The sequence below is a fragment of the Streptomyces sp. NPDC048257 genome (assembly GCF_043201855.1).
Taxonomy (GTDB): Bacteria; Actinomycetota; Actinomycetes; order Streptomycetales; family Streptomycetaceae; genus Streptomyces.
Genome location: NZ_JBICZI010000004.1, coordinates 215875 through 241892, shown reverse-complemented (window position 1 = coordinate 241892; position 26018 = coordinate 215875). Strand labels below are relative to the sequence as shown.

Annotated in this window: 14 protein-coding genes, 1 tRNA gene and 1 pseudogene; 9 read left to right on the top strand and 7 right to left on the bottom strand. The window is 69.0% G+C overall.

Going from position 1 to position 26018, the window contains the following annotated elements:
• Nucleotides 1-21: 21 nt before the first annotated feature.
• The 4 genes from pglZ to ACGFZK_RS11625 all read right to left on the bottom strand — a co-directional run bounded on the left by pglZ (nt 22) and on the right by ACGFZK_RS11625 (nt 8190).
• The gene (gene pglZ, locus ACGFZK_RS11640; RefSeq protein WP_393848672.1) at nt 22-2976 is read right to left on the bottom strand and encodes a BREX-2 system phosphatase PglZ; all 2955 of its coding nucleotides are present in this window, start codon (nt 2974-2976) and stop codon (nt 22-24) included.
• Nucleotides 2973-6902 (bottom strand): phage resistance protein, encoded by a 3930-nt coding sequence (locus ACGFZK_RS11635; protein WP_393848671.1) that lies wholly within the window; start codon nt 6900-6902, stop codon nt 2973-2975. Before ACGFZK_RS11635 ends, pglZ begins: the two co-directional genes overlap by 4 nt.
• 215 nt (nt 6903-7117) lie before the next feature.
• A complete protein-coding gene (locus ACGFZK_RS11630) occupies nt 7118-7321 on the bottom strand; it encodes a DUF397 domain-containing protein (protein ID WP_393848670.1) in 204 nt (67 codons plus the stop codon).
• Nucleotides 7318-8190, bottom strand: coding sequence for a helix-turn-helix domain-containing protein (locus ACGFZK_RS11625; protein ID WP_393848669.1), 873 nt, complete (start codon nt 8188-8190; stop codon nt 7318-7320). Before ACGFZK_RS11625 ends, ACGFZK_RS11630 begins: the two co-directional genes overlap by 4 nt.
• Nucleotides 8191-8378: 188 nt before the next feature.
• On the opposite strand from ACGFZK_RS11625, the gene ACGFZK_RS11620 reads away from it, so the two are divergent.
• Together ACGFZK_RS11620 and ACGFZK_RS11615 are read left to right on the top strand one after the other, a co-directional pair.
• Nucleotides 8379-8984, top strand: a complete 606-nt coding sequence (locus ACGFZK_RS11620; protein ID WP_393848668.1) for an ATP-binding protein — start codon at nt 8379-8381, stop codon at nt 8982-8984.
• A gap of 129 nt (nt 8985-9113) precedes the next feature.
• Nucleotides 9114-9662, top strand: a complete 549-nt coding sequence (locus ACGFZK_RS11615) for a Uma2 family endonuclease (protein ID WP_393848667.1) — start codon at nt 9114-9116, stop codon at nt 9660-9662.
• Nucleotides 9663-9710: 48 nt separating this feature from the next.
• On the opposite strand, the gene pglX is transcribed toward ACGFZK_RS11615, so the two are convergent.
• The gene (gene pglX, locus ACGFZK_RS11610; RefSeq protein ID WP_393848666.1) at nt 9711-13481 is read right to left on the bottom strand and encodes a BREX-2 system adenine-specific DNA-methyltransferase PglX; all 3771 of its coding nucleotides are present in this window, start codon (nt 13479-13481) and stop codon (nt 9711-9713) included.
• Nucleotides 13482-13512: 31 nt separating this feature from the next.
• Nucleotides 13513-18216: a BREX system serine/threonine kinase PglW gene (pglW, locus tag ACGFZK_RS11605; RefSeq protein ID WP_393848665.1), complete on the bottom strand. Its 4704-nt coding sequence runs from the start codon at nt 18214-18216 to the stop codon at nt 13513-13515.
• 178 nt (nt 18217-18394) lie between these two features.
• Between pglW and ACGFZK_RS11600 the strand changes: the two genes are divergently transcribed.
• Both ACGFZK_RS11600 and ACGFZK_RS11595 read left to right on the top strand, forming a co-directional pair.
• The gene (locus ACGFZK_RS11600) at nt 18395-19942 is read left to right on the top strand and encodes an HNH endonuclease (RefSeq protein WP_393848664.1); all 1548 of its coding nucleotides are present in this window, start codon (nt 18395-18397) and stop codon (nt 19940-19942) included.
• Nucleotides 19899-20117, top strand: a pseudogene (locus ACGFZK_RS11595) (site-specific integrase); the annotation flags it as partial. The gene ACGFZK_RS11600 and the pseudogene ACGFZK_RS11595, both read left to right, overlap by 44 nt.
• A 216-nt stretch (nt 20118-20333) precedes the next feature.
• Here the strand turns inward: ACGFZK_RS11595 and ACGFZK_RS11590 are convergent.
• Nucleotides 20334-20405 (bottom strand) — tRNA-Arg (locus ACGFZK_RS11590).
• Between the two features lie 106 nt (nt 20406-20511).
• Here ACGFZK_RS11590 and ACGFZK_RS11585 point away from each other — a divergent pair.
• The 5 genes from ACGFZK_RS11585 (at nt 20512) to thrC (ending at nt 26010) form a co-directional block, all read left to right on the top strand.
• Nucleotides 20512-20985: a response regulator gene (locus tag ACGFZK_RS11585; protein WP_393848937.1), complete on the top strand. Its 474-nt coding sequence runs from the start codon at nt 20512-20514 to the stop codon at nt 20983-20985.
• Between the two features lie 104 nt (nt 20986-21089).
• A complete protein-coding gene (nrtL, locus tag ACGFZK_RS11580) occupies nt 21090-22106 on the top strand; it encodes an ArgS-related anticodon-binding protein NrtL (RefSeq protein WP_393848663.1) in 1017 nt (338 codons plus the stop codon).
• A gap of 19 nt (nt 22107-22125) precedes the next feature.
• Entirely contained in the window at nt 22126-23517 is a 1392-nt protein-coding gene (gene lysA, locus ACGFZK_RS11575; RefSeq protein ID WP_393848662.1) for a diaminopimelate decarboxylase, read from the top strand.
• Between the two features lie 126 nt (nt 23518-23643).
• On the top strand, nt 23644-24933 hold the full coding sequence (locus ACGFZK_RS11570) for a homoserine dehydrogenase (RefSeq protein ID WP_393848936.1): 1290 nt from the start codon (nt 23644-23646) through the stop codon (nt 24931-24933).
• 6 nt (nt 24934-24939) lie between these two features.
• Entirely contained in the window at nt 24940-26010 is a 1071-nt protein-coding gene (gene thrC, locus ACGFZK_RS11565) for a threonine synthase (RefSeq protein ID WP_393848661.1), read from the top strand.
• Nucleotides 26011-26018: the final 8 nt, after the last annotated feature.

Genomic DNA, 26018 nt, shown 5'->3' with positions numbered 1-26018 from the left:
TCGCCGAGCCCCACGCCCCGGTCACCTCAGCTCGAACTGCTCCCGCAGCAGCGCAAGATTCAGGCGCAGTGTCCGACCGTCCTGCAGCGTTTCCAGCACTTGCACGCCGTCGTAGTTGAGCAGCTGCCGCAGGACGGCGGCGAAGCCCTCCGGGCGTCGTGGCGGCTTGATACCCACCCGCTGGGCTAGCGCAGACATGGGGAGCGTCCCGCTCGCTTCGAGCAGGGCCCGCAGTGCTCGTTCGACCTGTACCGAAGTCGGTTTGTTCACCAGCATGCCGATCTGCGCCTTGTAGATCTCCGACGCCAGCAGTCCGCTGACCAGCGCATCGTCGGGCAAGACCAATTCCACGGACAGCAACGCACCGTCGGCCGAGGGTGTCGAGGGCGGTACCAGCGCCACATCGAACAGCGAGTCGTGGCTCTTGGCCAGCTCGGCCTCTGCCTTCGACTGCCTGCCGGTACCGGACTTCGTGGGTGCTGGTGCAGGAACATGAACGGCCACCGCAGCAGCCTCCGGACGTCCCACCCGCGGCTCCCACCAAGCCGGCCGCTGGCTGCCCAGCTCCCGCCAGCCCTTCGGCGGCGTCGCCCCGAACGGCAGGAAGGCCAGCACGGGAATCGTGAACTCCGAGAGTGCGGCGCCGCCGTGGTATCCGGCCCGCTGCGAGCTGTAGCGCGCGTCCGCATCCCACAGGGCGATGATCTCGCCGCCTGGTTCTGGCGCCACCACGCGGGGCCCGGACAGCCGCACTTCAGCCTCGGCGAGGGGTTCCCCGGTCTTACCTGCACTGCGGTGGCGGGCTGATTCCATGCTCGGGGCCGAGACCCGGTACCCGTGCCGGTCGACGACATGCCCGTGGTCGCTGGTCAGGACCACGCCCCTGCCCTGCCGTGCGGCGTAGCGCAGCAGGTCGCGCAGTGCCCCTATGTCGGCCAGTCGCCAGGCACCGTCGCCGAGCTTGTGCTCACTGGAGAGCCTGTCGTCGACCGTGTTCAGCACGACCGCGACGTGCGTCTCGTCGCCCTCCAACGCCGCTAGCAGCTCGGGGCCCAGCCAGTCACCGCCGCTGTCGGCCCGCAGGTCGTCCTTGTGGAAGACGGCTGCCTTCTGCTCACCCCAGAAACGGTGCGCAGGGAACAGCCGCTTCTCGTCCTTCTGCGAGCCGAGCGTCAACCGCGCCGCGAACAGTGAGGTCCGCGAGACGGCCGTGACGGTGGGCAGAGCGGCTGCCATGCCACGACGGCGCGGAATGTCCTTGGTCCGGCTCTCGGGCAGCGGGTCGTACTCCGCCCAGCTCTCGCGGAGTTCCTCGCCGAGTTCGGCGGCGATGGCGGCGCTCATGCCGTCCAGTACCAGGAGCAGCAGACGCCGCTTCTTGTCCTTCACCAGGGGTGCGATGACCTCCGGCAGGAACGTCTCCACGGTCAGCATCGAGCCCGCGCCTTGGGCCGCCTCGGTCCGTACCGCCAGCGTCCGCGCGAAGGCCCGGTCGATGGCCCGCCTCTTCTCCCGTACCTTGCCGCACACAGCGTCGTACGCTGCCTTCAGCTCCGGCTCGGTGTCCCCGCCCGCCTGGACATGCTCCAGGGCCATGTCCACCCAGCTGGTCTCGCGCATGTGCCGGGCGACGGCTTCGCCCACGTGGGGCACGTCGGTGTCCGGCCCGTCCGCCAGCCACTGCGCCAGGCGTCCGGCCATGGCGACCCGCTCGATACGGACCGACTCGTCCTGCCGGGGCGCGAGCCTGTGATTCCGCAGCGCGTCCAGTGCTTCCCGCACCTGTTGCCCAGCACCGGAGCGCAGCGCTGCACCGGCATCGGCGAAGCGCGCCTCCAGTCCTTCCCGGAGTACGGGGCTACGGCGACCGGCCGCCTCCGCCCCGAACTGCCGCACCAGGGAGGTGGCCCGGTCCAGCACGGTCGCGGACATCCGGCGCGCGTCGTACGGGGCATCGCCGCTGTCCGCCTGCCCGGTCCGGTCGGTGAGCAGCAGACCGGAGACGAACTCCTCGCAAGCCCGCCCGAAGGCGGCGGCCAGCGCGTCGAGCGCCTCGCCCCGGACCTCGGACTCCTCCCCGAACCAGCGCTCGGCCCGGCCGCGGGCACGGTAGACCTCCGCGTCGGCCTGCGGGTCGGCGTGGTTCCAGAGGGCTGCACAGAGCAGCCCGAAGGCCACGGCGTCCGCCCCGTGTTCGGCGCTCACCAGTGCGAACAGCGACTGGCCGGCCTTCCCGGCCTGTTCGTCCTCCGCGAGGAACTCGGCGAGCCCCTTCCGCTCGTCGATGCGCAGCGCGAGGAAACGGTCCGGTCCGCCGGGCTGCAGGGACCAGCTCAGCAGTGCGGGCACGTCGACCACGTCCGCCTGAGATCCCGTGGCGGGATGGTCGGGGTCGTAGCGGCCGATGCCGAGCCGCCGCAGGGCCAGCTTGGCGAGGGTGTCCCGCCGCTCCAGCATGCCGCCGGCCACCGCCGGCCAACCGCCCGGAGGTGCGGCGTCCAGGAGGGCTTCCGCGGCCCAGTTGGAGTTCAGCAGGCGCGGATCGGTGTCAGCCGCGGCGAAGGTCTCGCGTACGACGTCCCAGGTGTCGACGGCGTTGACCCGGTTCTTGTAAACCTTGGCCAGGACGTCGGGGCCCAGTTCCGACTCCTCCCGGTCCACCAGGATGGTCAGCACCTCGGGGCCGGTGGCCCCGGGTGCCAGGTGGGCGAGGACCTCCTCGTACACGGCGAGCGGCGAGGGCGCGGCGGCCACGCGGGCGCGCCGGGCTTCCCCCCAGACCACCTCGGCGGGGCCGTCCCACTGGGGCGCGGCCCGCAGAAGCACCGCGCGACGCTTGGTGGAGGACCGGAGGCGGGGCTGGGCTGCCAGGTACTGGGTGATGGTGGCGGCGTTGAGCCGTACCGCGCTTGTCGTAGCCGTACGCGACGCGGACGGGGACGACGCCGGCACCGGCTCCGGGGCCTCGGGGGTCACTCGACCACCCGCCAGCTGATCTCGACGGTCGCGTCCGGCTCGGCGGCCAGCAGCTCGGCCAGCTCGGCATGCAGCTCGGCCACGGCCTTGGCCGCCTTGGTCCGGCCACCGCCGGAGCGGCGCGCGGCCCGGCCGGAACCGGTGCCGGTGGGGTGGGTGGTGGGTACCGGAGGCCGGCTGGTCTCGGTGTTGAGATCGATCTGATTGGGGTCGCGCGGCAGGTCCGGCGTGGGCGTCGGTTCGGCGGCGGGCGCTGTCCTGGCGGGGGCGGCAGCCGCCTCGGCTCGGTCGAGGACGGTGTGCATGGCCGCCTCGGCGTCGGCCAGTGCGTCCTCCAGCTTGGCCGTGCGCTGATCGGCCTGCGCGGCAGCGTGCAGGGCTTCGAGCACGGCCTCGCCGGCCGCCCCGTACTTGTGTGCTCGCTCCAGCAGCTTCCAGGGCCCGACGAGCAAGGCCTTGGCCACGGCGCGCGCCTGCTTGACCGAGGTGCTGTACCGGCTGGCGGGCACGCCGCGGAGGTCGAAGGAAGCGAAGGTGGTGATGATCTGCTTGGCTGCGGAGGAAGCACCGGACGGGCCCTGCTCCAGGCCCGACAGTTCGTGCAGCAGGTCGCGGGAGCGCCGGGCCAGGGCCAGCCGTCCGTCCTCGACCGTGCTGTCCAGGCCGAGCAGGACGGAGTGGCTCTCCAACTGGGTCACGAGCGCGTCGACGTCATCGCGGTAGTTCCTGGCCGCGCTGGTGATCTGCCGGGCGAACTGGCCGACGAGTCGGCCCCGACGCAGGGTCGGCGCGCTGTCGCCGAAGATGTCCAGGAAGCGGCGGCCCGCCTCCTCCCATACCTCCGGCTCGGGCAGCGGCTGGGAGCGCAACGCATCGATGGGCTTGATGCCGGCGGGCTCGGGTGCGGGATCCAGTGGGGATCCGCCCCGCACCCATACCCGGTCGTCCATTTCCGCGTACGCGGCGATCACTAGATTGGCGAGCAGCGGTTCCAGCCCCATCGGCTGGGGCCGGTCGATCCAGTCGGTGAGCTGTACGACGGTCAGGTCCCCGTGGCCGCCCTCTGCGCGAGCCTGCAGCGCGAAGTGCTCCACCCAACGGGTCGAGAGGCGGAAGTACGCCTCCTTCTGCTGGCCGAGCTGAAGCGGTTCGGCGAGGCGCCGCATGGCGATGCGGTCCTTTGCCGGGATCTCGGCCTGCCGGTCGCCGGCCTCGGAAGCGGCCCGGATGTGACCGAAGACGGTCCGTAGGTCGGCGGGCTTGAATGCGGTGTGGGTGTTGTCGGGATCGAGGTCCGGGTGCGCGGGGAACTGCTGGGCCAGCAGCTTCGAGGCGATGTGCCGGGCCGCGTCGGCGAGGGTCTGGCCGACGGAGACCTTCAGGTCCGGCACCTCGCGCAGGGATGCGAAGTGGTCCTCGAAGGACACGTCCACATCGGCGGGCAGCTTGGCTGCGCAGCCGTAGGCCTGCCGGAAAGCCGCCTTCATCGTCTTGATGAGGGAGTCGCGCTGGCCTTCGAGCAGGGCCTTGGCCCGGGCCCGGTTGTCGGCGTTCAGGTGCTGGGCGTACTGGGTGTCGAAGCGGCGCTGGTCGGCGAGCGCGTAGTCGATGGTGACCAGTCGCTGGAAGTCCTGGAAGCGGGCGTTCGACAGGTGGGTCGGGATCCATGCAACGGTCTGCGGCGCCGCGCCGGGGCGCTCGCGCAGCCGCTCCATGCGGGTGACGTCCTCACGGGGGCCCTTCTGGCCCTCGTCGTAGGGCAGGTCGATGACCAGCCGCCACTGGCCCGGCGTGCCGGGGGCGAAGTCGTGGTCGGGCATCGAGTCCGGGTCGGCGACGTTGCCGAAGACCACCTCGGCAGTCCGGTTAGTCCCGCGCCACACCAGCCGCAGCTCGTCGGAGCCGAGCTGGTCCTGGCGGTTCAGCCGCAGTTCCTCCTCCAGGAGGCGCTTGGCGAGGGACCGGCGGTTCGGGAGGTTGTTGTTGACGTTGGCATTGGCGATGACGGAGTCGACGTCAACTCCGGCCAGCTCCAGCTGCACGATGGCGTTGGGGCCGGTGCCGGTCACCTTGATCTCAGCGCTGCGGTTGGCCCAGTCGGCCACCTTCGCCGCGATGGTGCCCACCTCGGCGCCGGGGATGGGCGAGACGACCGAGCCGTGGTTGAGCGCGCCGAGGCGCCGGATGGTCAGGTCCCGCAAGGCGGGCACGCTGGGTGCGAGGGCTGACAGCAGGAGGGTGCACATCAGCCGGTTGTCGCCGACGAAGGCCTTGCAGCGGTCCGCGAGCTGCTTTTCGGTGATGCTTTCCCGGCGGTGCCGGTAGCGCTCGACATCCTCCTCGGTGACGTCGTACGTCGCCAGGAGGTGCGGGCGCAGCTTGGTGCGGTACAGCTTGTCGGCGGCCTGGAACTCGGCCTTCAGGCTGTCCACGAAGGGCTTGTCGCCGCCGTCCGCGATCACCGGGTAGAGATCGCCGAGCGGGACGAGGTCGTTGAGTGTGAGTTCGTCCCGGTGGCTGGCAAGCAGCTGGCCCATGAGCTTGAGGCCCGTGCGGGAACGCTGGAGGGCCGAGGAGATGTGGACGAGGGTGTCCATGAACGCGGGGGAGAAGGGGTACGTCAGCCGGAACGACTCCTCGTCCGCGCCCGTTGTCCCCTCGTCCGAGCCGAGCAGGGTGTCCCAGACCTGCGGACCGACCCGCTTGATCCGGGTGAAGGCGTCGTTGAGCTTGGCTGCCGCCTCGGCGTCCTTCGGCCTGAGGAGACGGGCGTGGGCGATCTGGGGGAGGTTGCGGTCCTCCAGCGTGATCTTGTCGAAGCGGCCGGAGGCGAGGGTGAGGCTTTGCTGGATCGCGCTCTCGGCGGCGCCGGAGGTTTCTTCACCGACCAGCTCGCGGAGGTCGCGTTGGCGGGCGATGAACGACATGATCGGGATGGCGCGGCGGGCGTCGGCTCCCTCGACGAAGTTGGTGATCTTGTCGGCTTCGCGGGAGACGAACTGCTGGTCGTGGATGCGGTTGGCGAGCCAGAGGATCAATTCGTCCATGAAGAGGATCAGGCCGTCGTAGCCGAGCGACTTCGCGTGCTCGGCGATCACGGCCAGGCCGGCGTCGAGGGAGATGAACCCTTGCTCGTCCTCGGCGGCGTTCTTCGCGAAGCCGGGGAACCACGTGGTACTGGCATCGTGCACCAGCTTGGCGCGCAGCTCGGCGGGGGTGGACGGGTTGACCAGATTGAGGTTGACCTCGCCTCCGTCCAGCTCCTCGGCGTCGAGCGCGGAGTCGAGCAGGGCGGGAGTCCAGGCGAAGGCGTCGCCCCACTCGTCGCCCTTGGCAGTTCCGCCTTCGGCCCCGCTGAGCCCGTTGATGAAGGCCTCGTCGCCCATGCGCTGCCGGTGCGAGCGGATGTCCTCGAAGAGGGAGTCGGTGCGGTAGACCTGGGGGGTGGGCGCGCTCGGGTGGAGGGCCTTGACGTGGCTGACGTATCCGCCGAGGACCCGCTGCTCCAAGGACTTCGCGCCGAGCATGTGATACGGGACCAGCAGGAACTGCCTGCGTTCGACGCTCAGCCACTCATGGCGGGCCAAGACCGGGTCGAACTCGTGGCGGGAGAGTGCGGCCCGGTCGCCGCGGAGAAGGGCGTGGAGGACCGCCATGAAGTGCGACTTACCGGAACCGAAGGAACCGTGGAGGTACGCGGCCTTCGAAGTGTGCCCGTCGAGGGTGGCCTTGATCAGACCGAGGGCTTCATCGAAGTTCTCCAGGAGGCGCTCGGTGACGACGTAGTCGCGCAGCGCACGCTCGGCTCCTTCGTCGGTGACCGCCTCGGCGAGCTTCAGGACGAAGTCGGAGGTGGAGATCGACTTCTTGATGTCGATCACATCGCGAAGCAGGGGGGCCGTGGCGGCGTTGGCGGTCGAGGCCATGTCTGTTCGCGTCTCCTGTTGTCCGGCGTCGTTGTCGTGGGCGTCTGCGCGGCAGCGCCGACCACCGGGTTTCACGCACGGTGCGCGGACGGTCCCGGTAGGTGGCTGCCGGTAGGGCGTCGCAGCCTGGGCGGACTGCGGGCCACGCTCGATCGTACCGGTGCATATAGAAAAGAACCGGTGCGCGGCCCAGCCTGGACGCCTTCGGTCGGCTGTCAGCCCAGGTGCGCGACGAATGCCTGCCAGGCGTGGGGGTCAAATCCGATCACGGGGCCGGCGGGACGCTTGCTGTCGCGGACGGGGATGAGGCCGGGGATGTTGTTGGCGACCTCGACGCAATCACCCTGGCCTCCGCTGTGGCTGCTCGTGCGCCATATCGCCGTCTCGAAGGTGGCCGCGGTGCGGACGTCGTTGCTCATGTTCTGTGCTCCTTGGCGACGCGCCGGATCAGCGCGAGTGACTCCGTCGATGGCAATGCTGCCATGCGGGCATCATCGAAGAGCGTCTGGTAGCAGGCTACTTCCGGTTCCCGCTCCATCCAGATGTTGCCTGTGGGGGCTTCGGTGAGAACGAGGTCGAGCGACGCGAGTTGGGGGAAACTCAGCAGCACGTAGGGGCCGAACATGCCGGAGTGGGCGCCGCGCGAGTACGGCAGTATCTGGACGGTGACGTTGGGGCGCTCCGCCATTGTGAGCAGGTGGTCCAACTGGGCACGCATGACGTCAGGCCCGCCGACCTGCTGTCGCAGGACGCCCTCCGCGAGTACTGTCCAGAACTCGATCGGCTCCTCATCTGTTAGCCGCTCCTGCCTCGCGAGCCGTACCTGGACGAAGCGGTCGATCTCCTCGGCCGTCTGCCAGGCTCGTGAGGCCACGGTCACCGCGCGCCCGTACTCGGGAATCTGAAGAAGGCCAGGGATGAGCTGCACCTGATAGGTCCGAATGCTGGCGCAGATTGATTCCATCTCGATCTGGTCGCGGTAGGCATCACTGAGGACGGACGCGTGCTCGTGCCACCAGCCCTCACGTCGCCGCCGGTTTGCCCGGAGGGCGAGGGAGGCCAGGCGCTCCCGCGACTCCTCGTCGGACACGCCGTATGCCTGCATGAGGGCCACGAGGTCCGGTGTACGAACCGGGACGTGGCCGTTCTCGATTCGGCTGATCTTTCCCTTGGTGCAATCCAGCACTTCAGCGGCGGTTGCGGTGGTGAGACCGGCCGCCTCTCGGGACCGTCGCAGCTCGTCGCCGAGCTGGCGGCCCAGCACCGTGGATGGCTTCACGTTTGGCATAGGTAACTCCATATCAGAGCACGGGGAGTTGGTGGTGGCGATCCACCCGAATTGGTGAATTACGAGCCAGGCACCCATTCAACGTTGCGCGAGTAGCTGTCTCCCGGGCAACTTCCTGGTGTCGCGGTCCGAACCCGCCTCCCCCGCAAGGGGGTTGCTCGGCGCCTACCGATCCTCTGGGAGCTGTCATGGCTGCACTGATCGACCTCTCTTTCCGGCTGTCCCGCCGACCACGCAGCGTGCCGAGAGCGCGGTCGGCGCTGCACGCGGTGCTGGCGGACTGGGGCGCGTGCGGTGAGCTGCTGCACACCGCAGAGCTGGTGCTTTCCGAGCTGGTCACCAATGCCCTGCGCGTACGGGTACCCAGCGACCGCCAGGTCGGCGTCCGCATCGCGCACTCGTCGACGGACGGGCTGCTACGGCTGGAGGTCAGCGACGCAGGAACGGGCAGGCCGGAGGTCAGGCACCCGGAGGCGGACAAAACCAAAGGCCGGGGCCTATGGGTCGTGGAGGCGCTCAGCCACCGGTGGGGCGTGAGCGGGCGTGTCGGCGGCATCGGTAAAACGGTGTGGTCCGAGTTGAAGGCACCCGACCTCGTTCCCGCACCAGTGACGCGCGAGATCGCGGCGATCGCGGTCCAGGCCGGGCAATCGGTACGGGCATGGGGCACGTGGCGCATGGTCCGCAGTGTGAGGTCGGAGCGGCACGCTGCGGGTGGGCTGGCGGTCGTGCTGGGGCTGGACGAAGGTCCGCCGCTGAGGGTGCCGGCCGGGAGCCTCTCGCGGTACGGATGAGGGCGCCGGAACCACAGGCAACGGCCCCAGTGCCAGAGGTCAGGCGCACTGTGGACTCGTCCTCGCAAGCAAGGAGGAGTCCTCCTGACCACCCCTGCCCATCATACGATCCCTGTCCGCCGAGGACGGTTGCGTGAAGCTGCCGAGAAGATCGAACAGGCCACGGGGACGCGCGTGGAGATCATCAGTGGAACACTCGTGATCGTCCCGAGTCAGAACGGCAAGCACGCCGGGATCGTGATCGACCTGCGCGACGCAATTCGCACCGGCCTCGCGGCCGAATGCGAGGCGTACGAGAACGTATCCGTCCCGATCCTCGACGATCCGGACGACTACTCGACTCCGGACCTGACCATCGGACCGCACGCGTTCAAGAAAGAGGACGACTGGCTGCTCGATGCAGACGAGGTCGCGCTGGCGGTGGAAGTGATCTCACCGAACGAGCGACTGAAAGGGATCAACGAGAAGACCGCGTGGTACGCGGCGGCGGGAGTCTCCCGGCTTCTGCAGGTCGACCCGCGCACGGGTACCTGGTCCCTCTTCACCCGACCCGGAGAAGGTGAATACAGGGGTGTCGTTCACGGAAAGTACGGCGAGGATGTGCCGCTTCCCGAGGAGCTCGGCGGCAACCTGTCCACGTCAGGTCTTCCCCTCTACGGCACGCAGCCGGGTAGCTGACGGCCGAGTGTCCTCCTCGCCGGTGGAGCGAGGAGGACACTCCGGCTATCAGCTCGTGGCTGCTCGCCGTCCTCTGCGGGCGGCCGGGGGACACCAGTTGCGCAGGTCGTCGTCCGTCAGGCCCCGCTCGCCCTGCTGGGTGGCGCGGTAGCCCTCGAAGAAGGCCGCGGGGGAGCCGCTGTAGTTGATGTCGAACTCGTTGTGCCACTGGGTGAGCCATGGCTGCAGTTCGAGGAGGCCCGCGAGGAGCGGGGTGATCTCCTCGGTGGACAGCTCGCCGTGGTTGGTGAAGTAGGCGGCGAGCGCTTGTGCCTGCTCCCGATGATCCCAGCCGGCCCACCCGAAGAGTTCGGGGGTACCGGAGATCGCCCCTGTCGCGTACGAGATGAACCGCTCCTTGGGCACGTCGAGCTTGCCACGGGCGCGCCAGTAGGACGGCTTGAGGAAGTCGGCCTGGGCGTATTTCGGCGGGACGGGGATGGAGTCGCGGATCTTCCGCTTCTCCTCCTCGTCCGTGATGGCGTCCTCCTTGCGCTGGAGGTCCCAGACATGCTCCCAGTCGGCCCGCTTCTTCAGAGCGGCGGCCTTGTAGCGGAGTGCGGAGAGGAAGGGCACATGCTCGTCGGCGAGGAGGGTGGCAACGACGTCCGCGAGTTCCTTGCGGGGTGCATAGAGCTCGGCCGCGGAGGCGAAGTCCTCGTCCCGAGACAGCGCATTGGTGAGCTGGGCGCGGGTGAGCATGGCCGGCTGCCCGTTCTCGTCGTACCAGTGCTCGCGCTTCTCGATCCGGTCGAGCAGCCACGAGCGTAGAACCTTGTCCTGGAGCGCATCCCAGCCCTCGGTTGCCCAGCGTCGCTTGTACTCGGGACGTTCGACCATGCCGATGGCCCGGTTGGTTTCGATGACGTGGATGCGCTTCTGGACGACGGCCTTGTAGGCGTCCGACCAGTGCTCGGGCAGCTCCGTGATAGGGGTCGACCCGTGCCGCTTGAACCACTCATCGGATGCCTCACCGGCCGTGACCCGTCGAGCGAGCACGATCTCGAAGGCACGCTCACCCAGTGCGAGTTCAGGTACGTCGCCTTCCGGCGCGCGCAGGTCCTCGGAGTGGAGGTTGTAGAGCGAGTACACCTGCCAATCCAACTCCTCCTGCAGTGCGATCATCCGTGCGCGGGTTGATTTCCAGTTATCTCGGGCATCATGAACAGCGGTGGCAGTGGGGGCGGAGACATCGACCACAAAATCGCTAGCGCGTGTAATTTCTTGAGTGAGGCTGTCAAGTTCCGCGGCGAGGCGAATGGGATATTCGGCTGGAACCGGAAACTCGGCAACGTTCGTGCCGTTGAACTGGTACCGGTCAGACCATGGCTGTGCACTGACGCGTGCGCCGTCATTTCCCATCGGGTCGCCACCCTTTGGGTAGCAGCGCATCTTGAGCCAGAAGCAGGCAGTTGAGCTATTGAGAAGCCCCAGCAGACGCAAGTGGTCCGTCTCGGTTGCTTCTTTTTTTAGCTTGATTATCGGTGCCGTCTGCTTGAATACTTTTCCACCACGATCGAGGGAGAAGTGGTTATGTGAAGCGACTTCTGCGAATGTGATCGAGGTTGGGGTTTCGTGAGCCGACGGGGTGTATTGCATGTAGTGCCACCACTTGAGCCCGGCATCGGCGATGTCGCCATGGAAGGTTCGCCGGACTTCAAGCATGCGTCTCAACGGCCACAATTCGGTCTCCAAAGACCCCGACTTCAACTCCTTGGCATAGGGAAACCAAATCGAATCTTCGGGTTGGGCACCCCAATCGCGGACGACTTCTCCAACCACTAGGGGAAGCAAGCCGTTCGGGTCGGCCGCGGTGCGGTAGCTGTTGCGGCGAGGGCGAATGTATGCCTCGTCCGCACCTGCCCGGATGGCCCGCCCGATAGGCGGCTCGATGGCAGCCTTGAGGTGCTGAGAGCGGGCTCGATCGAGTTGCTCAACCATCTCAAGGCCGCCGTCGGCCAGGATCCAAGGTTGACTGCCAAAATATCGTCCGCGCGCAAGATCATCCACGGAAACCCACTGGCTCACTGAGCCCGGCTTGTCGATTTGATTCAAAATGGCGTTCCAGACGAGCCCTTGATCGCCCGTTGCCGGTGCGGAAGGCTCACCCTGGACGCTACGCACTGTTCGGACCGTGGCTTGACGTGCTTTTCCTGATCGGCGCCGCCCGATAAGGATTACGGTGGGAGTGCCATGTCCTGGAATGTATGCGCCTGAAGTGTCGATTACTTCCGTGATCTCAACTTTATGTGCGAAATATTCTTCGATAAGCTTTGTGCCAAATTCACGCTTCGTGAAGGAATTTGACGTGATCTGGCCAGTCATGCCATAGCCGCGCCCCTCTGCTTCTCCCGTCTTTGCGAGCTGGAAGAAGCGCTCGGCGAAGGGCACCGACAAGGCGTAGGTTCCTGCGCAGGACTTATATAGTTCCCGGTACAGCGCATTCAGCTTCTTGTCCTTGACCGTGATGTAGGGCGGGTTGCCCACCACCACGTCATAGCGCCCCTGGTCCAGGATGCCCTTGTACTCGTGCACGTCCTCCGTGGCGTACGAGAACTCCGCAAGCTCGTCCCGCTGTTCCTCCGAATCGACGAACTCCAGCTCGCCCTGGCCTCCGGCGCCCACCAGGCCGAACTCAAGCTGTCGCGCCTTGATCAGCGAGTCGCCCACCGCTAGGTGTACCGGCCAGTCGTATCGCGCCGCAGCCTTCAGCGTCCGGATGTTGGCCGCCGCCATCGCCGCCATCAGCAGACGGAACCGGGCGATGGCCACCGCGAACGGGTTCAGGTCCACGCCGTGCACCGCGTTCAGTGCGAGCCGCACACGCTCGTGCGGGTCCTGCCCAAGCCCCTTCGCCTCCAACGCCTTCAGCATCCGCTTGAACGCGCCCAGCACGAAGTGGCCCGACCCACACGTCGGGTCGATCATCTTCAGGTCGCCGACCAGGCCACCCATCTCCCGTACCACCGGGTCCATCGTCCGCTGGAGGATGAAGTCCTCCACGAACTCAGGCGTCTGCAGCAGCGCATACGTCTTACGCGCCGCCTCCGAGAGGTCCTGGTACAGGTCACCCAGAAAGTGGGTGTCCCACCCCTCCGTACCGTCATCATTCAGCGGGTCGGTGAAGTCGTGGACCAGGACATCCGCTTCGTCCCGCTCCCGCCAGAACTCCACCAACGCCCGCGCGCCGTCGTGCGACAGCGGGATCTGGTACAGCGGGTTGTGGCGCCTACTGAACAGCAGCCTGCCGGCGTCGCCCGCGCCCAGCTCCTCGAAGGCAAGCTCCATCCAGCCGCGGTACGTCGGGTCCTGCTCCTCCGCGACGTACTGCGCGTACCGCGCCTCTGCCAAGTCGCGCCGCTCCGGCTCCACGCCAGCGAGGTAAGGCTCCGGGATCAGCCGGTTGTCCTCACAGAAGCGCACGAACACCGTGCCCAACACCCACGCCACCGCGACCTGCGTGACCCGATCTTTCAGCCACTCGTTCCACGTTGCTGCCGTACGCCCCAGCTTGAACGCCTGGTCGTACTCCGCACGCAGTCGGCCCGCCACTCGAGCTCGCTCCGCGTGGTCGTCCGGCATGCCCGCAAGCTGCGGCTCCAGCCAGTCGGCCCACTGGCCCGGCTTCGCCCCCGGTGCAGCGGTCTTCAGCAGCTTCGCGTGCTCGGCGCGCAGCGGCTTCGCCACCTTGTCGCCGTCGGCGACCTGCGCCGCAAGGTCGGACTCGACCGCCTTGACCTGCTTGATCAGGTCGGCCTTCAGCGCATCGCGGTCGATCACTTCGCCTCGTCTCCCGTAAGTCCCACGAAAATCATTCCCCCAGCCCCGAACGGCGCTGATCGCTCACCCACGCGTCCGGCAGCGGAATCCACTCACCGAGCCCCGCCTGATACGGCACGGCCACACTTCCCAGCCTAGGCGGACGCGCCGGGTCGCTCTGCGGGCACAGCAGCCAGAGCCCGCGCCCGCCTCCCCGCGCCCGCTCCGCCAGCCGCTCCAGCACGCCCATCGCGTCGTACCGCGCCAGCACACCACCGTCGGTCAGCAGCAGCGGGACGCCGGCAGCACGACCTCCCTCCAGCTGCTCCGCCAGCCGCGGCTCCACCGTGCCCCACGCCGTCCGCGCGTACTCGGCGAACTTCAGCGCGCCCTTGGTGCCCGGCTCCGCCACGTCCGCCCGCAGGATCGTCTCCCATGTCGGCAGCGGCCGCTCGTCAACCAGCTCGTGCAGAGCTCCCAGGAACAGCTCGGTCACCGACACCGGCTCCGCGCCGAACTGCTCGCCCACCAGCGCCGTCCCCGCCTCCGGCGCCAGCCCGGTCCGTACGGTCAGTACTCGGAAGCCGTCCCGCGGCGCCGACGACAGCAGCCGTTCCTGCGCCGCCACTGCCTCCGCCACCTGCGGGTCGTCCGCGTAGCGGTGCGCCGACAGGGTGGCGGTCGGCTGCCGCCGGTCGCCCAAGGTGAGGAAGTTCGAGTCGTCCTTGCGCTTCGTCGGCAGGTAGCGGACCACCGAGGTGCCCGCCCGGGTCTCCAGGTCCAGGTCGAATCCGGCTTCCCGCAGCGCTGTGGTCAGCGGACCGCCCACCGGCAGGGTGTGGCCGCCGCGCGCGTCCAGGATCTCCGGGAACCGGGCGCGGACCCGGTCGTGTACGTCCGAAGGCGCCAGGCCGGGCTGGCGGTCGCGGTCCAGGCCGGGGGTCAGGCGGATCAGCCCCGCCTGGGTCAGTCGCAGTGCCCGTACGAGGGGCAGGTCGCGCGGGTAGATCTCCAGGCGCGGGGTGGCCGCCGCATTACGCGAGGCAGCAGCCGCCAGCTCGACCATGCGGCGCTCGTCCCAGTCCACCGCCGCGCTCGGCTGCGGGACATCGCTCAGCTCGCCGAGGACGGTCGCCGCCGTCGGCAGCGTGTCCAGTTTCGCCAGCCGATCCGCGACCTTCCCGAGCCGCAGCGCGTACGCCAGCAGCCCAGGAGCCGACGGGGTGTCCGGGGCATCGTCCTCGGCGACCTCCAAGGCCAGCAGCCCGCCTCCCATGGCCTCGTCGGAGGCATTGCGGTTGGGCGAGTGCTGGAAGTCGGTGGGGTCGGCTGCCTCGACCTCCACCACCGCACGCACCGCCGCCAGAGCCAGGGCCCGCCGCTGCTCCGGCTCGGCGAGCTCCGTGCCCCTGCGCACCGCCAGCGCGTCCGCGATCTCGGCGGCCGAGGCGACCCGGCCCAGCTCGCGCAACAACTCCAGGATCTCGGTACGCAGCGTCTGGACGGCAGGCTGCTTGGCCCAGCGCTTGCGCTGCTCCTTGATCAGGTTCGAGATGGTGCTGGGATCGAGCCCCAGCGCCGCAGCCACGTCCTTCTGCCTTGGCCAGACACCGATCTGAGGCAGCACACCGCGCTCGTCGGGGAGCCGCAGCAGCAGCCGTACCGCCTCGCACTCGCTGCGGTTCGACTCGTTTTTCTTCAGCTCCGGCACGAAGACCGTGGCCAGTGCGTCCAGGCTGATGGTCCGCAGGGCCCGTTCGGTCAGCTCCCGTGCCGCGTCCGTGCCCACGAGGGAGACCGCGACCGCCGACTCCGCCGCCGACAGCTCTTCCTTCGCGGCCTTGCGGCCCGCTGGGGTGAGCGGTGCGGCGGGCTGTTCGGCGAGGAGCCGGCGCCACTGCTTGATCCGGGCCAGTACCTCGTTACGGGTCTTCGGACCCAGACCCGGCGCGTTGACCAGAGTCCGCTGGCTGTAGTCCAGCAGCTGGCCGACCGTTTCCACATCCAACCCGAACACGAAGGACTGGGCGGCCGGGCTCAGGCCGGCTGCCGAGAGGTTGGTCTCTCGGTCCACTGCGCCGGCCTGCTGGTCACGTAGATCCTCCGCTGTTTCTTCCTCGGCGTCGGCGATGGCAGCCGGCCCGCGCTCGGCAGCTGTCTGAGCAGGGGCCGTCACCGGCTGCTGGCCCGGCCGCTTCGACTTCGTCGACGGCTTGGCCTGGTCCATGGCCAGGAAGATCCGCTTCCAGGCGTCCCGCATCGGCTTCAGGTCCGAGAAGCGCTGAGCGGCGTCCCGGTGCAAGGCCGTGCGGAAGAACTCCACCAGCCCGTCCTTGACCGCGGGGTCGAAGGCGTCGGCGGCGATCGCGGGGTACGGCTCCACCTCCGGGTCGGTCTGGCGCGGGACCACTCGTCCGCCACCCCATACGGGCAGCTCGCGCGAGGCCATCTCGTGCAGGGTGACCGCGACGGCATACCGCTCCGCGTGGGCGTCGTACACCGAGCGGTCGGTGAGTGTGCCGATGAACGGGTCGAGGTAGCCCTCCGTGCCCGCCTCGGTCTCCTGCACGGGAAAGCCCGCCAGCGAGAAGTCGATCAGTACGAGCTCGCGCGTGCGGTTGCGGCGGATGCGGATCGCGATGTTGTCCGGCTTGATGTCGCGGTGCCAGACGCCCTCGCCCTCGAGGAAGTCGACCGCCCCGAAGAGGTAGTCGCCGTAGGCCTCCAGCTGGTCCACGGAGAGGCGTCCGAACTCGCGCAGCTGGCGGGCTACGGTCTCCTCGCGGCGGCGGTTCCTGGTCGACCCGGGTACCGCCGGCTCGTCACCGGGGTCGCGTTCGTCGCCGACGTACTCCATGACGAGGACGTTCCGCGTGCCGATCTTCTGCGGCTCGGGCTTGATCAGCCGGATAATGCCGGAGTGCGGGCGAAGCTGCTCCATGACCGCGGCTTCGCGGACGAGGACCTCATTGCTCCGCTCCGAAACGGCGACCTTGAGGACGGCCAAGGACTTCGCGAAGGGGACGTCGGACCCCGCGGTGAGGTCGCGGACGAGGAAGGCACGGCTGGTCGACCCGGTGCCGAGCCGACGGCGGACCTCCCAGCGGCCGGCCAGGACATCGCCCGCTACTGCTTCGAGTGGGTCCTTCTCTTCCTGCGCCTGTTCCGGCTCCGCCTTCTGCTCGGGTTCGGGCGCCGCTGGGGCGACGGCCGGGGGCACGATCGGCTCGGCGGCAGCAACGGGCTCGGCGACCGCAGGCTGGGCAGGCGGCTCGGTCAAGGTGTCCTCGACGACCTCCAGCATCTCCAGGAAGTCGTCCACCGAGGTCAGCCGGTCGAGGACGCGGTACGCGGTGGCGGCCTGGACCAGCTCGTCGATGTACTCCGAGAGGCCGTCCACGACCGCGCTCGGGCGAAGCCCCTCACCCGCCTCGTAGCGGGCCATGAGCTCGGCCTGGCTGGCGGCCGGGGCCTTGCCGGTGGCCAGCAGGTACGTGAGGACGCCCAGGCCGTAGACGTCCAGCGCGACCGGATCCGCCTTGGGGGCGGTCAGCTCCGGCGCGAGGTACGGGTCGGCACCCTCCGAGAGATGAGCCCCGGCCCTGGAGAACGTGGTCGGAGCGAAGCGCTCGGCCCCCGCGCTCGGCCCGCCTTCTTGACCGGCTCCGCGCTGGACGGCGATCTGCCAGTCCGAGATCTGCAGGTGCGGGGTCAGCCAGCCGGCTTCGCCGCGGTCCCGGCCGCCCGGGGTGACGTGGATGGCACGGGCCGCCAGGGTGCGGTGGTAGAGGCGGCGGCTGTGCGCCGAGCGCATGGTCTCGGCGAGCTGGCGGGCCAGTGCCATGCGGGACAGGACGTCCAGCTTCTCGCCGTACTGGAACAGGTACTCGTCCAGCCGGAGCGTGCGCGGATCGAAGTCGAAGATCAGGGCCGGGCCGGCGGAGTGACCGGTCGGGTCGTACTGCTTGAGCTGCACGACACCCCGGTGCTTGAACCCGCGCAGCACCGCCGCTTCGCGCCGGGCCGCGCGCTCGACCGAGGCACGCTGCGCGGCATCCGAGCCGCGTTCGCGCAGGTAGACGCGGACACGGGCGGCTTCGGGCAGCTCGCTGTGCTGAGCCTGGTAGTCGGCCCAGGTGGGGCCGGAGTCGAAGGACTTCCGGTTCAGCAGGTACGGGCCCACCTTGTACTCGGCGTCACTGCGGGCGATCCCGATGTCTTTCAGTGCCGCGGCGATCCTCCGGGAGCGAGGGCCGTCGATCCGGCGGCGCTCCTCGCGCGGGGGCTCCTCCAGCATCTGGATGAGCTGGTCCACGGTATGGACACCGTGCTGGTCGTGGGCGGGCAGCCGGGTCCGCAGGGAGCTGTCGGTGAAGCAGACCGCCTCGGAGACCCAGACCGATTCGCCGTTGTCCTTGAGGAGCGAGGCCAGCTCCTTGGCCTTCTTGTTCGCCAGGTGAAGGGGGTTGCCGTGGGTGCGCTGCCGGTTGCCCGGGCCGGGCAGGGTCTGCAGCCAGGTGCCGTTGCGGGACTCGACGCTGCCGTGCCAGTCCTTCAGCTCGATCAGGTGGACCCCGCCGGGGGCGATCACCAGGAGGTCGACCTCGCGTACGTGGCCCGTGCCCGCGGTGAACGTGAAGTTCGACCAGGCGCGCCAAGGGTCGTTGTCGCGGAGCTTCTCGCGGATGGCCTCGAGGCCGCGCTGCTCGTGCGGAAACTCGGATTCGGTGACCGACACCCACCGGCCGTCCCGCATGTATGGCTTCCCTCTTTGTGGTGATTCTTGGGGGTCTGTGACTGCTCGCGGGCGTTTTTCCGCGCCTCGAATCCTATCGGGTGGCATCCAGTAACGGCTCAGACTTGGATGATCTTGACCTAACCCATCTTCGTTGTCGGACCGTATTACTAATGTGATCACCGTGGGAGGGGAGCACATGACACAGGCGCCCGCCGAGGGTACGGACATCAAGTGGCTGCTGCAGCCGATCGGGCAGGCCGCCCAGCGCGGACCCCAGCACTTCGAGCATTCCGTCCGGGAGGGAGTGGAGCTCGCCGACTACGCGGCCGAGCTCGGCGACCAGGCGGATGAACTCAAGACGCTCTTCCCCGGGGGGCGCGCTCGGTTCTGGGGGTCGGTGCGGGCAAAAAAGGAGAGCCACGGCAAGAACAAGGCGATCGACGGTACTCGTCCGGGCGACGAGGTGCTGTTCTACGCCAGAGGGTCGTTCATCGCTCGGGCTACGGTCGTGGCCGCCTTCAGGAACCGAGCTCTGGCCGAGAAGATCTGGGACAAGGACAAGGACGGCAATCCCTGGGAGTACATGGTCGCCCTCGACGACGTCGTTGAGATCAGCGTCCCGGCCCGGCGGATCCTGGCAAAGCTGGACTACAAGGGTGGCCACGTCCAGTCTCTGATCCAGGTGGCGGCCGCACATGTGCTCCGCCTCCGCCCATTGCTGGACCATCCAGATGATCAGACACTGGCGCTGCCCGAACAGCCGGTGATCCCGCAGCAGAAGCGGAGGCAACGGGCCGCGCCCCGGCTCGGGAGCGAGGACCTGCTGCGCATCCTCGGCAACCTGCAGACCTACTCGCAACCCGACGGCCCCGCCCGTCACAAGCCGCTGGCCCTGCTCTGGGCGATCGGCCGGCTTACGGCCGGGCAGGAGAGGCTCGCGCCCTGGGAGGAGTTCGAGGCGGAAGTCGGCTCCCTGCTGGACGAGTTCGGCGGGGAACATGACCGCAGGACACCCGAGTACCCGTTCTGGCACCTGCGGAGCAGCGGACTGTGGGAGGTTCAGGGCGTCGAAGACAGCGGGTTCAAGCCCACAGCAGCGGCCCTGCGCGCAGCGAAGGCCCGAGCAGGCTTAAGTAGCGACGCGGCGAAGCGTCTCAAGCGTGCCCTCACCCGGGCCCAGGCGGTACGCCGGTTGCACTCGACGTACTTCGCCGAGTCCGGCATCGACAAGGACGTACTTCTCGACCGGGTGGGCCTCGACGGGTACAGCAGCGCCAGTGGACGGCGTACGGACACTCCGGCTGCACCCGGCCCCGTCGCTCGCCGCCCGGCGACAGGCACCCGGCCCGACCGTGACCGCAGTCTGCCCGACGAGGTCAAGATCCTGCACGAGGACCGGTGTCAGGTGTGCGGCCAGCAGCTGGAGACACGGGACAGCCATTACAGCGAGGCCGCGCACATCCAGGGTGTTTCCAGCCCGCACCTGGGGCCTGACGTACTGGAGAACCTGCTCTGCCTCTGCCCCAACCACCACAAACAGTTCGACCACTTCGGCATCTACATCGATGTGGACTGGGCGGTCCGGAACACCAGGAGCGGCGAGCAGGTCGGAACCCTCACCCTCATCCCCGAGCACCGGGTGGAGCCCGAGTACGTCGAGTACCACCGCGACCTGTGCCTTTCGTACCTGACAAACGGCGCCGCCGGCCGTCGCCGCCTCGCCGCTCACCCACCGTCCGTATGACCTGCGGAACTCGGCGCTCTTCACGTGGCTCAATGCCGGGGTCGACCCGACCGAGGTCGCCGAGCGCGCCGGCAACAGCGTGGAGGTGCTGCTCAGTCGGTACGCGAAGTGCCTCGACGGGCGCCAGGAGGTGGCCAACCGTCGGATCGAAGATCTGCTGCGCGAGTACGAGTGATCGCTAGTCGGCGATACGCTGCAAGGCCCCTGGACCTGTCCAGGGGCCTTCCGCGTTTCTACCGCTGACCTGGGGCGATGGACCAAGATCCTGTCCACGAATAGTCCACAGCGTCTGACATACGGGTGCGCAGGGCGGCAGTTGGCTGCGCATACGCGAAGACCCCGGCTTCAGCGTTACCGCTGATGGCGGGGTCTTTGGGCACTTCCTGCGAAGTGCCCCCGGCAGGATTCGAACCTGCGCACACGGCTCCGGAGGCCGTTGCTCTATCCCCTGAGCTACGGGGGCGCGTCGTTGGTGTTGCGGCGACGGGTTGAACACTACCAGCTTCCATGGGGTGATCAGGAACTGCTTTGCGGGGGAGGAGGGGGTGGTTCGCCCGCAGGGGGTGGAAGTGGCAAAAACCCGGACGCGGGGGCCCGGCTCGACCTACTCTCGAGTTGTGCCAGGCGTCTCGGGCCGGGTGCTTGTTGTCGACGACAACAAGGTCATCCGGCAGCTGATCAAGGTCAATCTCGAGCTGGAGGGCTTCGAGGTCGTGACCGCGAACGATGGTGCCGAGTGTCTGGACGTCGTGCATCGGGTGGCTCCCGATGTGATCACCCTTGATGTGGTCATGCCGCGACTGGACGGGTTCGGGGCGGCCGCGCAGTTGCGGGCCGATCCACGGACCAGGGACGTGCCCGTCGCCATCGTCAGTGCCTGTACGCAGCAGGAGGTCGAGGCCGGGATCGCCGCCGGGGTGGACGCCTTCCTCGCGAAGCCGTTCGAGCCCACCGAGCTGGTTCGGGTCGTGCACAGGCTGATCGAGCGCAAGGACCGGCGTGACGGGAGGAAAGGGGCGCCCGCCGGGAGGGGGAGGGGGTAGGTTTCCCGTCCTTCTCCGCTTCTGTCGGTGTGCTGCCCGCGTCTCCTGTTCACATGGCGAAACCCTTCGCGGGATGAGGGGGCGTCTCCCCTAGGCTGGGAACCGTGAACCCCGCCGACCTCCCCCGTGCCGTCGTACGCGCCGTGCGCTGCGCCGTCGCCGACGGGGAGCTGGCCGCCGGAGCCGTCGTGCCCGAGCGGATCGTCGTCGAGCGGACCCGGCCCGGTGGGGTGGGGGACTACGCCACCCCCGTCGCCTTCCAGGTCGCCCAGCGGGCCGGCCGCGCGCCCCACGCCGTGGCGCAGGTGCTCGCCCGTCGGCTCGCGCAGGAGCCCGGGATCGAGCGCGTCGAGGTCACCGGCCCCGGATTCCTGTGTTTCGTGCTGCCGGCGCCCACCGCCCCCGACGTCATCTCGCGGGGGATCATCGACGACATCGTCATCCGCGATGTAAGGGGAGGGGCTGCCTTCCTCCCGCCCGCGGAGGCGGCGGATCCCTCCCTCGAACTGCGGGAGCGGGTCGTGCGCGACTGTGTGCTACGGCTCCTGCGCACCCAGAGGACCCAGGGAACCCAGGGAACCCAGGGAACCCAGGGAACCCGAAGCGACGTCGGCGGCCTCGCCGTCGCCGCCGTCGCCAAGCGGGACGGGGACGTCCTCGCCCGGTACGGACGCGACGCCGCCCTGTGGGCCATGCTCGCCGTCCCGGCCAAGGAGACGCCCACGTTCGGTGACGCGCTGCTCGTACAAGGGGAGGGCAGCGAGTTCTTCCGGGTGCGGTACGCCCACGCCCGCGCCCACGACCTCGTACGCAATGCCGCTCAGCTGGGGTTCGGGCCCGAGGCCGGGGACGTGGGCGATGCTCCCGAGTTGCTGCGCGCCCTCGCCGATCACCCCCTCGTCCTCGAGGCCGCCGCGCACCACCGCGCGCCCGAGCGGCTCGTCCGGCACCTCGTCGAGCTGGCCGGCGCGCTGCTCGACTTCCAGTACCGCGTCCTGCCCCAAGGTGACGAGAAACCCTCGGCCGCCCACCGCGCCCGGCTGGCTCTTGCCGAAGCCGCCGGGACGGTGCTGGCCGGCGGCCTGGCCCTGCTCGGCATAGACGCACCGACACGCCTGTGACCCGCGAAGAGAGATACCGATGAGCCGTTCCGCGCACCCCGCCGGGCCCCGCCACGCCGACGTCCTGCCCGAGGGGCACTACTCCCCGCCGCCCGCCGACCTGAACGCGCTCGACGAGAAGGTCTGGGCCCGGACCGTCACGCGCGGCAGCGACGGTGTCGTGAGCGTGGGCGGCATCGAAGTCACCAAGCTCGCCGAGGAGTTCGGAACCCCCGCCTACTTCCTCGACGAGGAGGACTTCCGGGCGCGGTGCCGGGCCTGGGCGCACGCCTTCGGCCCCGACGCCGACGTCTTCTACGCGGGCAAGGCGTTCCTTTCCAAGGCCGTCGTGAAGTGGCTGAAGGAGGAGGGGCTGAACGTCGACGTCTGCTCCGGCGGGGAGCTGGCCACCGCCCTCGCGGCCGGAATGCCCGCCGCGCGGATCGCCTTCCACGGGAACAACAAGTCCGAGGGGGAGATCCGCAGGGCCGTCGACGCCGGGGTCGGGCGCATCGTGCTCGACTCCTTCCAGGAGATCGCGCGCGTCGCCCACATCGCCCGTGAGCTGGGCGCACGCCAGCCCGTCCAGATCCGCGTGACGGTCGGCGTCGAGGCACACACCCACGAGTTCATCGCCACCGCGCACGAGGACCAGAAGTTCGGCATCGCCGTCGCCGACGGTTCCGCCGCCGAGGCGGTGCGCCGGGCGCTCGGGCACGACTCGCTGGAGCTGCTCGGCGTCCACTCCCACATCGGTTCGCAGATCTTCGACATGGCCGGCTTCGAGGTCTCCGCCAAGCGCGTCGTGCAGCTGCTGGCCGCCGTACGGGACGAGCACGGAGTGGAGCTGCCCGAGATCGACCTCGGCGGCGGCCTCGGTATCGCGTACACCTCGAACGACGACCCGCGCGAGCCCCACGAGATCGCCAAGGCCCTGCACGAGATCGTGGCCCGCGAGTGCGAGAGCGCCGGGCTGCGCGCGCCCCGGATCTCCGTGGAACCCGGCCGCGCCATCGTCGGCCCGACCGCGTTCACGCTGTACGAGGTGGGGACGATCAAGCCGCTGGAGGGACTGCGTACGTACGTCTCCGTCGACGGCGGGATGTCCGACAACATCCGCACCGCCCTCTACGACGCCGAGTACTCCATCGCACTCGTCTCCCGTACCTCCGACGCCGCGCCGATGCTGGTGCGCGTGGTGGGCAAGCACTGCGAGAGCGGTGACATCGTCGTGAAGGACGCCTTCCTGCCCGCGGACCTGGCGCCCGGCGACCTCCTGGCCGTCCCGGCGACCGGCGCCTACTGCCGCTCCATGGCCAGCAACTACAACCACGCGCTCCGCCCGCCCGTCGTCGCCGTGCGTGACGGACAGGCCCGAGTGATCGTCCGCCGCGAGACGGAGGAAGATCTCCTGCGTCTCGACCTCGGATGATGAAATAGGTGTCTCACTCAATGGACCGAGGATGGAAACTGCTGTCCATTGAGTGAGACTGGTTCCACCCGGCGGGCAAACCGCCCGCGGGGTACTGATGGAAGATCGAAAGGCGTAGGTCGAATGATGCGTACGCGTCCGCTGAAGGTGGCGCTGCTGGGCTGTGGAGTGGTCGGCTCAGAGGTGGCTCGCATCATGACGACGCACGCCGACGACCTCACGCAGAGGATCGGCGCGCCCGTCGAGCTCGCCGGTGTCGCCGTACGCCGCCCCTCCAAGGTGCGCGAGGGCGTCGACCCGTCCCTGATCACCACCGATGCGACCGCCCTCCTCAAACGCGGTGACATCGACATCGCCATCGAGGTCATCGGCGGCATCGAGCCCGCCCGTACGCTCATCACCACCGCCTTCGAGCAGGGCATCTCCGTGGTCTCCGCGAACAAGGCGCTGCTCGCCCAGGACGGCGCCGCGCTGCACGCCGCGGCCGAGGCGGCCGGGCTGGACCTCTACTACGAGGCCGCCGTCGCAGGTGCCATCCCGCTGGTCCGCCCGATGCGCGAGTCGCTCGCCGGAGACAAGATCAACCGGGTCATGGGCATCGTCAACGGCACGACGAACTTCATCCTCGACAAGATGGACTCCACCGGCGCCGGGTACCAGGAGGCGCTCGACGAGGCCACCGCCCTCGGGTACGCCGAGGCCGACCCGACCGCCGACGTCGAGGGCTACGACGCCGCCGCCAAGGCCGCGATCCTGGCCGGCATCGCCTTCCACACCCGCGTCCGCCTGGACGACGTGTCCCGCGAGGGCATGACCGAGGTCAGCGCGGCCGACTTCGCCTCCGCCAAGCGGATGGGCTGCACCATCAAGCTCCTCGCCATCCTGGAGCGCGCCGCCGACGGCGAGTCCGTCACCGCCCGCGTCCACCCGGCGATGATCCCGCTCAGCCACCCGCTCGCCTCCGTCCGCGAGGCGTACAACGCCGTCTTCGTCGAGGCGGAGGCCGCCGGGCGGCTCATGTTCTACGGGCCCGGCGCGGGCGGCGCGCCCACCGCGTCGGCGGTCCTCGGCGACCTCGTCGCCGTCGCCCGCAACAAGCTCGCCGAGGCAACGGGGCCCGGCGAGTCGGCGTACACCCAGCTGCCGGTCAGTCCCATGGGGGACGTCGTCACCCGCTACCACATCAGCCTCGATGTGGCGGACAAGCCGGGCGTCCTCGCCCAGGTGGCGACCACCTTCGCGGAGCACGGCGTGTCGATCGACACGGTGCGGCAGCAGGGCAAGGACGGCGAGGCCTCCCTCGTCGTCGTCACTCACCGCGCACCCGACGCCGCCCTCTCCGGGACCGTCGAGGCGCTGCGGAAGCTGGACACCGTCCGCGGTGTCGCCAGCATCATGCGTGTTGAAGGGGAGTAAGGACCCATGAGCAACAATCGCACCCACCAGTGGCGCGGCATCATCGAGGAGTACCGGGACCGCCTGCCGGTGACGGACACGACTCCCGTGGTGACGCTCCGCGAGGGCGGCACTCCCCTCGTTCCCGCGCAGGTGCTCTCCGAGCGCACCGGCTGCGAGGTCCACCTCAAGGTCGAGGGGGCGAACCCCACCGGGTCCTTCAAGGACCGCGGCATGACCATGGCGATCACCAAGGCCAAGGAGGAGGGCGCCAAGGCGGTCATCTGCGCCTCCACCGGCAACACTTCGGCCTCCGCCGCCGCGTACGCGGTGCGCGCCGGGATGGTCTCCGCGGTGCTCGTGCCCCGCGGCAAGATCGCGCTCGGCAAGATGGGCCAGGCGCTGGTGCACGGCGCCAAGATCCTCCAGGTGGACGGCAACTTCGACGACTGCCTGAACCTGGCCCGCGCGCTCTCCGACAACTATCCGGTCGCGCTGGTCAATTCGGTCAACCCGGTGCGTATCGAGGGTCAGAAGACGGCCGCGTTCGAGATCGTCGACGCGCTCGGTGACGCCCCCGACATCCACGTGCTGCCCGTCGGCAACGCCGGCAACATCACCGCGTACTGGAAGGGTTTCAAGGAGTACAAGGCCGACGGCCTGGCCTCCCGTACGCCCCGCGTGTGGGGTTTCCAGGCCTCCGGTTCCGCGCCCATCGTGCGCGGCGAGGTCGTCAAGGAGCCGCACACCATCGCCACCGCGATCCGGATCGGCAACCCGGCCTCCTGGGACTACGCGCTGCAGGCGCGTGACGAGTCGGGCGGCTTCATCGACGAGGTGACGGACCGCCAGATCCTCGCCGCCTACCGGCTGTTGGCCGCCCAGGAGGGCGTCTTCGTCGAGCCCGCCTCGGCCGCCTCGGTGGCCGGCCTGCTCAAGGCCGCCGAGCTGGGCCTGGTGGACCCCGGTCAGACGATCGTGTGCACCGTCACCGGCAACGGCCTGAAGGACCCCGACTGGGCGATCGCCGGCGCTCCGCAGCCGGTCACCGTTCCGGTGGACGCCGAAGCCGCCGCCGTGCGCCTCGGTCTGGTCTGACCTCACCA

What these genes read in the sequence shown, in the direction of transcription:
- ACGFZK_RS11635 (WP_393848671.1), bottom strand. Translation starts at nt 6,902, where the DNA reads ATGGCCTCGACCGCCAACGCCGCCACGGCCCCCCTGCTTCGCGATGTG.
- ACGFZK_RS11630 (WP_393848670.1), bottom strand. Translation starts at nt 7,321, where the DNA reads ATGAGCAACGACGTCCGCACCGCGGCCACCTTCGAGACGGCGATATGG.
- ACGFZK_RS11625 (WP_393848669.1), bottom strand. Translation starts at nt 8,190, where the DNA reads ATGCCAAACGTGAAGCCATCCACGGTGCTGGGCCGCCAGCTCGGCGAC.
- ACGFZK_RS11620 (WP_393848668.1), top strand. Translation starts at nt 8,379, where the DNA reads ATGGCTGCACTGATCGACCTCTCTTTCCGGCTGTCCCGCCGACCACGC.
- pglW (WP_393848665.1), bottom strand. Translation starts at nt 18,216, where the DNA reads ATGCGGGACGGCCGGTGGGTGTCGGTCACCGAATCCGAGTTTCCGCAC.
- ACGFZK_RS11600 (WP_393848664.1), top strand. Translation starts at nt 18,395, where the DNA reads ATGACACAGGCGCCCGCCGAGGGTACGGACATCAAGTGGCTGCTGCAG.
- lysA (WP_393848662.1), top strand. Translation starts at nt 22,126, where the DNA reads ATGAGCCGTTCCGCGCACCCCGCCGGGCCCCGCCACGCCGACGTCCTG.
- ACGFZK_RS11570 (WP_393848936.1), top strand. Translation starts at nt 23,644, where the DNA reads ATGCGTACGCGTCCGCTGAAGGTGGCGCTGCTGGGCTGTGGAGTGGTC.
- thrC (WP_393848661.1), top strand. Translation starts at nt 24,940, where the DNA reads ATGAGCAACAATCGCACCCACCAGTGGCGCGGCATCATCGAGGAGTAC.